11 protein-coding genes, 1 tRNA gene and 1 pseudogene are annotated in these 10,737 nt (G+C 68.7%); 8 read left to right on the top strand and 5 right to left on the bottom strand.

What is annotated here, in order from left to right; translation table 11 throughout:
• The first annotated feature begins 522 nt into the window (after positions 1-522).
• From LO762_RS14650 to LO762_RS33920, 5 genes and pseudogenes are all read left to right on the top strand, one after another.
• Positions 523-1,350, top strand: a complete 828-nt coding sequence (locus LO762_RS14650) for a hypothetical protein (RefSeq protein WP_230615287.1) — start codon at positions 523-525, stop codon at positions 1,348-1,350.
• Positions 1,343-1,792 (top strand): TRM11 family methyltransferase, encoded by a 450-nt coding sequence (locus tag LO762_RS14655; RefSeq protein ID WP_230615289.1) that lies wholly within the window; start codon positions 1,343-1,345, stop codon positions 1,790-1,792. Before LO762_RS14650 ends, LO762_RS14655 begins: the two co-directional genes overlap by 8 nt.
• 10 nt (positions 1,793-1,802) lie before the next feature.
• On the top strand, positions 1,803-2,639 hold the full coding sequence (locus LO762_RS14660; protein ID WP_230615291.1) for a hypothetical protein: 837 nt from the start codon (positions 1,803-1,805) through the stop codon (positions 2,637-2,639).
• Positions 2,632-3,423 carry a recombinase family protein gene (locus LO762_RS14665; protein WP_230615293.1) on the top strand — a complete coding sequence of 264 codons (792 nt, stop codon included), beginning with the start codon at positions 2,632-2,634 and terminating at the stop codon, positions 3,421-3,423. The genes LO762_RS14660 and LO762_RS14665 overlap by 8 nt, the downstream gene beginning before the upstream one ends.
• Positions 3,420-3,749: pseudogene (locus LO762_RS33920) on the top strand (recombinase family protein); the annotation flags it as partial. The gene LO762_RS14665 and the pseudogene LO762_RS33920, both read left to right, overlap by 4 nt.
• Positions 3,750-4,022: 273 nt before the next feature.
• Here the strand turns inward: LO762_RS33920 and LO762_RS14670 are convergent.
• The 3 genes from LO762_RS14670 to LO762_RS14680 form a co-directional block, all read right to left on the bottom strand.
• On the bottom strand, positions 4,023-4,460 hold the full coding sequence (locus LO762_RS14670) for a hypothetical protein (protein ID WP_230615295.1): 438 nt from the start codon (positions 4,458-4,460) through the stop codon (positions 4,023-4,025).
• Between the two features lie 75 nt (positions 4,461-4,535).
• Positions 4,536-4,611 (bottom strand) — tRNA-Glu (locus tag LO762_RS14675).
• 51 nt (positions 4,612-4,662) lie between these two features.
• Positions 4,663-6,126: a metallophosphoesterase gene (locus tag LO762_RS14680; protein ID WP_230615297.1), complete on the bottom strand. Its 1,464-nt coding sequence runs from the start codon at positions 6,124-6,126 to the stop codon at positions 4,663-4,665.
• On the opposite strand from LO762_RS14680, the gene LO762_RS14685 reads away from it, so the two are divergent.
• Both LO762_RS14685 and LO762_RS14690 read left to right on the top strand, forming a co-directional pair.
• Positions 6,125-6,466 (top strand): metallopeptidase family protein, encoded by a 342-nt coding sequence (locus tag LO762_RS14685; protein WP_230615298.1) that lies wholly within the window; start codon positions 6,125-6,127, stop codon positions 6,464-6,466. The genes LO762_RS14680 and LO762_RS14685 overlap by 2 nt on opposite strands.
• 96 nt (positions 6,467-6,562) lie before the next feature.
• Positions 6,563-7,843, top strand: a complete 1,281-nt coding sequence (locus LO762_RS14690; RefSeq protein ID WP_230615300.1) for an MFS transporter — start codon at positions 6,563-6,565, stop codon at positions 7,841-7,843.
• On the opposite strand, the gene LO762_RS14695 is transcribed toward LO762_RS14690, so the two are convergent.
• Positions 7,821-8,120: a PspC domain-containing protein gene (locus tag LO762_RS14695; RefSeq protein ID WP_230615303.1), complete on the bottom strand. Its 300-nt coding sequence runs from the start codon at positions 8,118-8,120 to the stop codon at positions 7,821-7,823. The genes LO762_RS14690 and LO762_RS14695 overlap by 23 nt on opposite strands.
• Before the next feature lie 113 nt (positions 8,121-8,233).
• On the opposite strand from LO762_RS14695, the gene LO762_RS14700 reads away from it, so the two are divergent.
• Positions 8,234-9,388: an acyl-CoA dehydrogenase family protein gene (locus LO762_RS14700; protein ID WP_230615305.1), complete on the top strand. Its 1,155-nt coding sequence runs from the start codon at positions 8,234-8,236 to the stop codon at positions 9,386-9,388.
• A gap of 8 nt (positions 9,389-9,396) precedes the next feature.
• Here the strand turns inward: LO762_RS14700 and LO762_RS14705 are convergent, their stop codons facing one another.
• Positions 9,397-10,563, bottom strand: a complete 1,167-nt coding sequence (locus LO762_RS14705) for a CdaR family transcriptional regulator (RefSeq protein ID WP_230615307.1) — start codon at positions 10,561-10,563, stop codon at positions 9,397-9,399.
• Between the last annotated feature and the right edge of the window lie 174 nt (positions 10,564-10,737).

Below are 10,737 nucleotides of genomic sequence, written 5' to 3' on the forward strand. Positions count from 1 at the left end.
GCAGAAATTGGCGATAGCCGGTGGGTGCGCGCTCAGGGGAGGGCCTAAGCGGGATCGTTGGTCTGCTCCATAGCGTCGGCGAACGCGCGGTAGACGGAGGCGACCGAGGGTTTCTGGCCAGTATCCTTGCCGGTCTTGATGGTGAGCTCGGCGGCGATGTGGGGGCTGACACGCCCTTGTCGCGGAGGGCGAAGGTGAGCATGTCGTCGTCGATGACTTTGGAGCGTCCGCCGTGGCGGCCGCTCGGCAGCAGCGGTCTGCTGCCCCTCCAGGGTCATGTCGCGGATGTAATCGCGATCCAACTGGGCGGCGATGGCCAGGACTGCGAGACACCCACAGTCACCGCCATCACCCACAACTACATGACGGCTGGGGCCGCGTTCGGGAGCGGAGGGCCGTCTTCGCCATCCGTGCAGGTGATTAGAGGAGCAACACCAAGACACGCGACTCTCCAGTCTGCTGCCGTCCGGCGGTGTTTCAAGAGTGCGGGGGAACGGGTGATCGTCAGCGGGTCACTTGCGCATGGGAGACAAGAAGGCGGGGCAGGAGCTGCTGCCCCTCACGGTTTGGTTGTGCCCGGACAGGCCGGAGGAGGAGACGGCTGGTGAGCCGTCGTGCGTGCGGCACCGGGGGACGGTCGGAGTTGAGCTCGCCCGGCATCTCCTGAACGTATGCACCGGCAACGAGGGGATGGTCGTCGACGCGTTCGCCGCAGGCGAGGCGGTGACGGCGGCCTCGGTCCGTGCCGGGCGGCGTGCGGTCGCGTGCGTGCCGCACTTTCCGCTCGCGCAGCGGATTCAGGAGAGGCTCGCCCGGACGCTCACAGAGGAGGAGCGGGACCGGGTTCTGCTGCGGCCGTGCCTGCCTGATCACCTTTGCCAAGGGCTCGCGGATCTGGCCAGCGAGGTCGATCTCGTGATCGGGGCTCCGCCCGTCGTCGGGCTCGGAGGAGACCCCTCGGGTGGGCGGCGTGATCCCGGGTGCGCGGCCTGCCGGTGGGACGTGCGGACGCTGGACACCGCGCGGCGGCACGCGTTCCTCGACTCGGCGGCCCGGGTGCTGAAGCCCGGCGGACATGTCGCAGTGGTCACCACGGCCCGGTACGCGCAGGGCAGACTGTTCGACCTCGCCCCGCGCATCGTCCGCAACGCACGTCGGGCCGGGCTGCGGTACGTGCAGCACGCCATCGCGATCCGAGTACCGATCGACGGCGACGTCCTCGTTGTGCAGGCCGGGCCCGACGACCTCGCCCAACTCCGGGACCCGCAGGAGACGATGCTGCCGCCTGTGGTGTCGCTTCACGCCGACGTGTGCCTGTTCACCAAGCCGCGCGGGGGTGTCGATGACTGAGTTCGTTCCCTCCGTCCTGGCGACCGGGCAGGTGGTCTCGCGGGTGCAGCGCAGGGGCCGGTATCTGCCGGAGTCGATGAGGCATCCCGGCAAGATGCTGCCCTCGATCGCCAGAGCCGTCATCGGCGCCTACACCGAGCCGGGTGACCTGATGGTCGATCCGATGTGCGGGATCGGCACGACCCTCGTGGAAGCCGTCCACCTCGGCCGCGATGCCGTCGGGATGGAGTACGAGGCCGACTTCGCGAACCTGAGCGTCCGCAACCTGCTGCACGCGGCTGCCCAGGGAGCCTCTGGGCAGCCGAGGGTGGTGTGCGGCGGATGCGCGGAACACCGCCGCCGTGTGCTCGGACCTGCACGGCAAGGCCGCGCTCGTGCTCACTTCGCCGCCGTACGGGGCGAGCACGCACGGGCAGGTCAGGTCGGAGATCCGGGATGGTGACGGCGGTCCTGTGAGCAAGTGGGACCACCGCTACTCCGAGGACCGCTCCAACCTCGCTTACCGGCGGTTCCCCGCGTTGATCGAGGGGTTCGGGCAGATCCTCGCCGGGTCGTCCCTGCTGCTTCGGCCCGGTGGTGTTCTGGCGGTGACGACCCGTCCGTTCCGGGTGAAGGGAGAGCTGGTCGACCTGCCCGGAGAGGTCCTCGCCGCGGCCGAGAACGCCGGCCTCGTCCTGCAAGCGCGTCTGGCCGCGCTGCTGTGCGGGATCAAGGACGGGCAACTGGTCGCGCGGGCGAGCTTCTTCCAGATCCTCGAAAACCCGACGCAACCGCGCCGCCGGACGGCCCGTCTGCGCGAGCGCCCACGAAGACCTCCTGGTCTTCCAGCGGGCCGACTCGGCCCGAGGAGGCGACGACTTGACATGCGGAAACGAGGTCGGTGTCGATACCCGTCCCGGCCGCACGGCGGCCACCGGCAGAGGAGAGGGCAGGCCGTGATGCGCATCGCCTTCTACGGGCGCATCGACGACTGGCACGGCGCAGAGATGCGGATCATGAAGCAGCGCGAGCTCTGCCAACGGGTCCTCAACCCCTGTGAGCAGATCACCACGGTCTTCTTCGACGTCGGGGAATCGGATCTTCTTCCCGAAGGATTCGCCCTAGGGCGCGACGGCTCCATGACCGACCTGCTGCGCGAAGCCCGCGACCCTTTCAGGCGCTTCGACCTCGTCATCGCCCGCTCCAGCGACCGCCTGGAACACCGCGGCGTCCACTACAGCACGGTCCTGCTCCGGCTCACCACCGCCGGCGTCCCCGTCCGGGTCGCCCGGCGGCTCTCCTTTGCCTGAACCCGCGAGGACGGGCTCACCCGAGGGTGTGCCCGTCCTGTCCTTCCGCTTCCACATCGCCGCACCCCAGCAGCACTCACCGATCCCACTCGATGCCATCAGCGCCGGGACGGGAGGCCGACGTGCGCAGCTGATCGGCTACGACGCGTTCGCCGCCGACCGGCTCCTGCGGGTCGCGTTCGCAGGGCGGACCTCGACCGACGACCTGCAAGACCCGGTGACGTCGTTGCTCCGGCAGCTCAGCAACTCCCAAGCCGCCCTACCTCCCGGCGGGGCGATGGTCGCCTACTTCTACGACGTCGAATCCGGCCGGAAGGCACTCGACGCACGCGGCCACGGCCGAGGACACGAGCGCTTCAACATCCCCATCCCCCGCGACGGAGGCATCCAGGACCTCCTGGCCGAAGCCCGCCAACCCGACCGGCGGTTCGACGCCGTCATCTGCGAGGACATCGCCCGCATCGGAAGACGCAGCCACGTGTCCCAGGAGATCGAAACCCTCCTGGAGCGCGCCGGGGTACTCCTGATCGCGGCCGACGAACCGTTGATCACCAGCGGGAAGCGCGCGACCCAGCCCCTCACCCGCCGCGTCAAGCAGGGCGTCTCTGAGTGGTACGTCTTGGAGCTGCTGGAGAAGTCCTGGGATGGGCTCAGCACCCACTCCCACATGGGCTACAACATCGGCAAACCTCCCTATGGGTACCTCAAGCACGACGTCCCGCACCCCATCGCCTCACGCCGCGAGCAAGGAGCCACCAAGCACACCTCAAGACCGACCCGCTGAAAGCGCCCGTCGTCGCCCGGATCTTCGACCTCCGCGTGGCCGAGAAGCTCGGCTACAAGGCCATCGCCGCCGAACTGAACCGAGACCTCGTCCTCAACCCGCCGCCCGCCCCCGTCGATCCCTCCCGCGCGGTCGGCCAATGGACCGAGTCCTCGGTGCGCGAAGTCATCATCAACCCGAAGTACACCGGCTACATGGTCTTCAACCGCGAGGCCACCAAGACCGACAGCGGCAAGCTCAACCCACCCGAAAAGTGGGTGTGGTCCGCCGAGCCCTCACACGAGGCGATCGTCTCGCTGGACATCTGGACGTCCGCCCAGAGCATCAACAAGAAACGGCAGCGATCCCGCATCGAAGACGGCAACTCCCACCCCGACACCCAGCGCACCTACCTCCTGCGCTCCTACATCCGCTGCCACCTCTGCGGGCGGCTCATGGGAGGCAAGGACTCGCGCGGCAACACCTACTACGTCTGCCGACCCGGCCGCGGCCGCATCCCCGAGGGACACCCCAAAAGCATCTGGGTCCGCGAGGAACCCTTCATTCAGGGCATCAGCGACTTCTTCGCCGCACACATCTTCGGCCCCAACCGAGCGCTCCTACTCAAGGACGTCCTCGACCAGGCCGCACTCGCCGCCACCCGAGAACACGCCGAACAGCTCGCACGGCTCCAAGCCCACATCGACGACCTCGACGCACGCCGCGCCCGGCTCATGCGCCGCCTCGAAGACCCCGACTGCTCCGGCGAGTTCGCCCGCGAAATCGACGCCCGCACCACCCAGCTCGCCCAAGACCGACGGGCCAAAGCCGCCGAACTCCGAAACCTCAACAACCAGCAACCGCCCACCCAGAACCCCGAACTCCTCGACTTCGTCCCGCAGGTCCGAGTCGGCCTGACCGCGATGCCCGAGGCTGTCCTGCGGCAGCTCTACGACGCCTTCAACCTGGAGATCATTTACGATCACATCACTGACCGGGCGGAGATCACCCTCACCATGACCGCCGAAACCACACCCACCATCCAACGCGCCACCCACACCGCCATCCGAACCACCCAAAGCGACCAAAACGCAGAAACCCCGGAGAAAACTCCGGGGTTGCGGGGATTTGGGTGGTACCCCCAACGGGATTCGAACCCGTGCTACCGCCTTGAAAGGGCGGCGTCCTAGGCCACTAGACGATGAGGGCTGGTCGTTGGGGTCAGTGTACGGGACGGGGGTGGGGAAGGCGTAATCGGTATCAGCGGCTGGGGGTGGTGGAGGGGGACGGGAGGGGGGTGGGGGCGGGGGCCAGGTGGCGTTCGACTTGGACGGACTGTTCGCCTAGGCCGCCGAGGGTGAAGTCGTCCCACGCTTGGAGGGTGTGGGTGGTGCGGTTGAAGTAGAGGAGGCTGAGGTTGATCTTTGTGGGGGACTCGTGTTCGAGGCCGCGTAGGCCGGCGGCGCCGGTGGAGCCCTGGGTGAACAGGAGGGTGCCGTTCGGGAGGGTCTCGGTGCCTCGGCGGTGGGTGTGGCCCGCGAGGACGAGCGGTGTGAGGCCGTCCAGGGGACGGGCCTGGGCGGGGTCGTGTACGACGGCGACAGCGGGCGGCTTGGGCAGGCCGCGCAGGGTTTCGGCGTTAAGGAGACCCTGTGCCTCCAGTGCGCTGGAGGGGAGGTTGTCGTGGTCGTTGGTCTTGTCGGGCGTGAAGCGGGGGTCGCCCGCGCCGTAGATGAGGAGGCCGCCGACCTCCTGTGCGCGGTCGTCGAGCACGACGGTGTTCTTCAGCTTGGCGACGGCGGCCTCGGTGCCCTTGGAGTCGTGGTTGCCTCGGACGAAGACGTAAGGGACCTTGATGGTGTTGATGTTGGCGACGAACCTGTCTTCGGGCCGTGAGCCGTGGTCGGTGAGGTCGCCGGAGTCGATGACGAGGTCCACCTGGAACTGTTCGGTGATGTTCCGGATGACGTCGAAAGCGAGCGGATTGAGGTGGATGTCCGCGACGTGCAGGACGCGCACCGTGTCGGGGTCCGGGGTGTAGATGGGCAGGGTCGAGGTGGTCGCGTACAGCTCGGACACGTTTCCGACGAGTTTGGCGAGCATGCCCCGGTATTCGGCGAACCTGTCGATGACGGACTGGGCGTCGCCGACGAGCTGTGGCGCGTTCGCCAGCAGACCCGTGTAGCGGGGTTCGGCCACGGACGACGGGCGGAACGTCCCCCAGGCGAGGCCGGAGAAGCCCGTCATAAGGAGAAGGGAAGCCAACGTAGCGCTGAGGACGGCTTTCCAGTCACGGTAGAGAGCGAGTGCCAGCAGGGCCGTCAAAGCGAGAGCTGCCACTACGGCGCGGATGGCGAGCCAGACGACGCCGTGCCGGACCTCGTCGGTGATCTTCGCTTCGAGGGTCTGGATCTTGGCGGGGTCGTTGATGAACGCCTGGGTGGCGGCCGGGCGCAGCCGGGTGATCTGGGCCTTGAGCACGAGTGGCCCGTGGTGCGAGTCGAGGCGCAGCGAGCCGAGCGGGGGCACCTCGACCTCGGTTCCGCCCTCGGGCGACAGGGACAGGCTCAGCGACGCGTCAGCGGGCCCGACGGGCGTCTCGATCCGGCCGCCGGCGAGCAGGCCGACGAGAGTGCCGAGGACGGCCACGGCGACGAGGGAACTCCACCGAGCGGTGCGGCGGTTGAAGACCGTGGAGACGACCCGGGAAAGGAGACGGCGCATGGTGGAGGCGTCGGAGGCTGAGTTCGAGGAGCTGGTGTCGGAGGCATTGGACACGATTCCTCCGGGTTTGACGGGGATGATGAAGAACGTGGTGATTGTCGTGGTGGACGAGGCACCGGAACCGGGCCTGCTCGGCCTGTATACCGGTATTCCGCTGACGGAACGGGGCGACTGGTACGGAGGAGTCCTGCCCGACACGATCGAGATCTACCGCGCGGAGCACCTGGCGATCTGTGACGATCGCGACCAACTCCGCGAGGAGATCGCGGTGACCGTCGTCCACGAGATCGCCCACCACTTCGGCATCGACGACGAGAGGCTCCACGCACTCGGCTGGTGAACGCCGCGAAAGCCCTGGGAATTTCAGCACATTCGGTCACCTGGTTGCGACGCTACGTGATTTGATGTCGAGAAATCGACTTGTGGCGGGCAGAGCATGGGCAGGCACAGGCGTCCACCTGAGAAACGGGTCACCTACCGGGAAGTGTTCGCGGACGGCGAGTTCCGCCGTCTCTGGGCGGCGCAGACGCTCAGTTCACTAGGCGACCAACTGGCACAGGTGGCGTTGGCGGTCCTCGTCTATGACCGCACCCAGAGTCCTCTCCTTACGGCGCTCACCTACGCGCTGACGTACCTGCCGCCCATCATGGGCGGGCCCGTCCTGTCGGGCCTGGCCGACCACTTCCCGCGGCGCAGGGTGATGGTCGTCAGCGACGTCGTCCGCATGGGGTTCATGGGCGTGATGGCCCTGAACGGGATGCCCTTCTGGTCCCTGTGCGTGCTCATCTTCCTGACGATCCTGATGGCGTCGCCCTTCTCCGCGGCCAGGGCCGCTCTGCTGCCTGACGTTTTGGAAGGTGACAAGTACGTCCTCGGGGCGGCCATCACGAACATCACGCACCAGGCGTGTCAGATGATCGGGTTCATCGCGGGCGGCGCGTTGGTGGCGTTCGTCGGGACACGTGAGGCGCTCATCGTCAACGCGCTGACGTTCCTGTTCTCGGCGCTCGTCCTGATCGGGCTCAAGCACCGTCCCGCGCCTACGCACGCCCGTACGCGGCTGCGCCTGTGGGGCGGGACGCGCGAGGGCGCCAAGATGGTCTTCGGTGACCGCACCCTGCGCAGCCTCGTCAGCTTCGCCTGGCTGTGCTCGTTCTACACCGTCCCCGAAGGGCTGGCCGCGCCCTACGGGGCGACGTTCGGGGACGATCCGCTGTACGTGGGCGTCCTCATGGCGGCGATGCCCACCGGGATGGTGGCGGGCAGCTTCGTCTTCTCGCGCTTCGTCCGGCCCATGGGGCGGATCAAGGCGATGGGGTGGATGTCGATACTGGCCTGCGCGCCTCTGGTGCTCTGCGGGCTGGATCCGGGGTTCCCGATGACGGTCCTGCTGTGGGGGCTGTCCGGCGTCGGCAGCGCCTACCAGGTGGCCGCCAACACCGCGTTCGTGTCCGCCGTTCCGCCGGAGGGGCGCGGACGGGCGTTCGGGCTGGCCCAGTCGGGGATCCTGGCGGGTCAGGGCCTGGGGATCCTCGTGGGGGGCGCGCTGGCCCAGGTGATCGGGCCGCAGACGGTCGTCGCGCTCGCCGGGATGGCGGGACTGTCCACGGCCGCGATCCTGTCCCTCGTGTGGACGAGGGTGCGCGGGGACGTCATGGGCGTCGTGCTCGCCCCGTCGGTCCCCGCGAGGAAGGTCACTGCCCCTTCTTCTTGTTGAGCGCGTCGGAGGTCTTGTTGAGCGCCTCCTGGACCTGGGGCTTGTTGAACCACCTCTGGGCGATCGAGGAGGTCTCGCCCTGCGCCGGGATGAGGAGCCAGGCGAGGACGTACAGGACCGGGATAGCGAGGCCGAAGCCTACGGCCGTGCCGATGACGGCGGTGCCGGCGACGGCGAGGCGGGTGATGTTGAGGTCGAGGTTGGTCCGCGCCGAGATGGTGGCGCAGATTCCGGCGAGCATCTTGTTGTCCGTCTTGCGGTACAGGTTCGCGTTCATGTCTTAAGAGTGCCCTTCGACCCGCCCCGTCCGCATCGGGGAAGGTCCCTGAGCGCACCCTGATCCGGCCCCCTGAGTAAGCTCGCCAGGGTCTCACCCCGGGAGGAAGCGCCATGGACGTACTGCGGATCGACGACCTGCTCCATGAGGACGAACGACTCGTACGCGACACCGTCCGCGCCTTCCGGAACGAGGCCATCGACCCCTATGTGGCCGACTGGTTCGAAACCGGGACGCTGCCCGTCCGGGAGCTGGCGCGGGCGATGGGCGGGCTCGGGCTCTTCGGGATGCACCTACGGGGTTACGGGTGTGCCGGGTCCAGTGCCGTCGCCTACGGGATCGCGTGCAGGGAGCTGGAGGCGGCCGATAGCGGGTTGCGCTCCTTCGTGTCGGTGCAGGGCTCCCTGGCCATGGCGGCCATCCACAAGTACGGCTCGGAGGAACAGAAGCAGAAGTGGCTGCCTGGGATGGCGTCGGGTGAGCTGATCGGGTGCTTCGGCCTTACCGAGCCCGACCACGGCTCCGACCCTGGCTCGATGCGCACCTACGCGCGGCGCGACGGCTCCGACTGGGTGCTCAACGGCGCCAAGATGTGGATCACGAACGGGTCCGTCGCGGACGTGGCCGTCGTCTGGGCGCGCACCGAGGAGGGCGTCAACGGGTTCCTCGTGCCCGCCGACACCCCTGGATTCACCCGTTCGGACATCAAGCGCAAGCTCTCCCTGCGCGCCTCCGTCACGTCCGAGCTGGCCTTCGACGACGTCCGGCTGCCCGCCGACGCGCTGCTTCCGGAGGCCAAGGGGTTGAAAGCGCCGCTCGGGTGCCTGGCGGAGGCGAGGTTCGGGATCATCTTCGGCGTCGTCGGCGCCGGGCGGTCCTGCTACGAGACGGCGGTCGACTACGCGCGGACCCGCGAGCAGTTCGGCAAGCCCATCGGCGGCTTCCAGCTGACCCAGGAGAAGCTCGCGTGGATGGAGGTGGCCCTGGGGCAGGCCGGGCTCACCGCGCTCCACATCGGCCGTCTCAAGGACGCGGGGAAGGTCACCGCGCAGCAGATCTCGTTCGGCAAGCTCGCGAACGTGCGGACGGCCCTGGACGTCGCCCGGCAGGCCAGGACGATCCTGGGCGCGAACGGCGTGACGCTGGAGTACCCCGTCATCAGGCACGCCAACAACCTGGAGTCGGTGCTCACCTACGAGGGCACCCAGGAGATCCACACGCTCGTGCTGGGCGAGGCCATCACCGGGATCGCCGCCTACCGGGGCTGACGGGCGCGTCAGCCTGCGGCGGCGAGCCGGTGCGCGTCCAGGGCGAGCGCGAGTTCGAGCGCCTCGCGGGGCCGGTCGGGTGAGCGCCCGGTGAGGGCCTCGATCCTCCGAAGCCGGTTGAAGACGGTGTTGCGGTGGCAGTACAGGGCCGCCGCCGTCCTGACGATGGAGCCGCCGCAGTCGAGTAGGCACGCGAGCGTGCCGAGGAGGGTGTCGCGCTCTGCCTCGTCCAAGGCGAGCAGGGGGCCTAGCACCGTCGTGACGAGCCGTTCGGCCAGGTCGGGCTGGCTGACGGCCAAGGCTGCGGGCAGCCTGTCGTCGAGGCTGACGACCTCCGTGCCCGCGCAGGTGCGCAGTGCCGTCATCGCCAGCCTGCGCCCCTCCGACAGGCCGAGGAGGCCGTCGATGAGGGGGCTGACGCCGGCGGGTCCCGGCAGCGCGGCGCGTAGGGCGGTGAGGGCCGTGGCGGCGTCCGTGCCGTCGAGGCAGACCACTAGGAAGACGCCGTCAGTACGGGCCCTTCGCAGCATCCGTAGGCCGTCGGACGGAAGGGGCGACACGGCCTCGGGACGGCAGGCGACGACGAGGTAGCCGCCGAAGCGCGGCACGTCGAAGACGGCGGCCGTCTCCCGGACGACCTCGGTATCGGCCCGGCCCTCAAGCAGCGCGTCCAGGAGGGCGCCCGCCCTTTCGGCGCCGCGCTTGCGCAGTTCCGCTTCCCGTCGCCGGTAGGACGCGGCCGCTGCCGTCGCCTGCCTGTCGACGGCGATCCAGATCCGTCCGGCCGCGTGCAGCAGGGCCGCCTCCTTGCCCGGATGCCGTTCGGTGATGATGGCGGCCATGGTGTCCCAGGTGATCTGGGTGGCCAGGCGGTAGGCGCGCAGCAGCGAGTCGAGCGGGACGCCCTGTTCGGCGCGGCGGGCGGCGGTGGCGGCCGCGACGACGGCGTCCCTGCGCTCGGGCGGCGGCAGGCACATGGCCGCGAATCCGGCCTTGAAGCCGCGTTCCAGGTCGCGCCGCAGCTCGGTCTCGGGGACCAGGCGGTAGGCGTCCTCGCTGGCTCTCAGCCGCGCCGCGAGGCGGGCGGCGATGTCGGGCACCTGCTCCAGCAGCCGTTCCGCGACACTGCGGATGAGGACGTAGTCCTCGCTCTCCGTCCGTGCCGAGTCCTGCACGGCACCACCCCCGGCTTGCTGAGCGGTCACAAACATCAAACGGACGTTATCAAATAAGTGTGCGTTTGCACACGTGTCACCCACCCTGCTCCCCCGGCGGCTTGTGCACCTGTCTTCACTTGCGCGCGCGCTATGGACGGCCGCCTACCGGTCCGGCTTGTGTGAGCCGTCACA

The organism is Actinocorallia sp. API 0066, from assembly GCF_020991275.1.
GTDB lineage: Bacteria > Actinomycetota > Actinomycetes > Streptosporangiales > Streptosporangiaceae > Actinocorallia.

What these genes read in the sequence shown, in the direction of transcription:
- LO762_RS14650 (WP_230615287.1), top strand. Translation starts at nt 523, where the DNA reads ATGGGAGACAAGAAGGCGGGGCAGGAGCTGCTGCCCCTCACGGTTTGG.
- LO762_RS14655 (WP_230615289.1), top strand. Translation starts at nt 1,343, where the DNA reads ATGACTGAGTTCGTTCCCTCCGTCCTGGCGACCGGGCAGGTGGTCTCG.
- LO762_RS14685 (WP_230615298.1), top strand. Translation starts at nt 6,125, where the DNA reads ATGGTGGAGGCGTCGGAGGCTGAGTTCGAGGAGCTGGTGTCGGAGGCA.
- LO762_RS14680 (WP_230615297.1), bottom strand. Translation starts at nt 6,126, where the DNA reads ATGCGCCGTCTCCTTTCCCGGGTCGTCTCCACGGTCTTCAACCGCCGC.
- LO762_RS14690 (WP_230615300.1), top strand. Translation starts at nt 6,563, where the DNA reads ATGGGCAGGCACAGGCGTCCACCTGAGAAACGGGTCACCTACCGGGAA.
- LO762_RS14695 (WP_230615303.1), bottom strand. Translation starts at nt 8,120, where the DNA reads ATGAACGCGAACCTGTACCGCAAGACGGACAACAAGATGCTCGCCGGA.
- LO762_RS14700 (WP_230615305.1), top strand. Translation starts at nt 8,234, where the DNA reads ATGGACGTACTGCGGATCGACGACCTGCTCCATGAGGACGAACGACTC.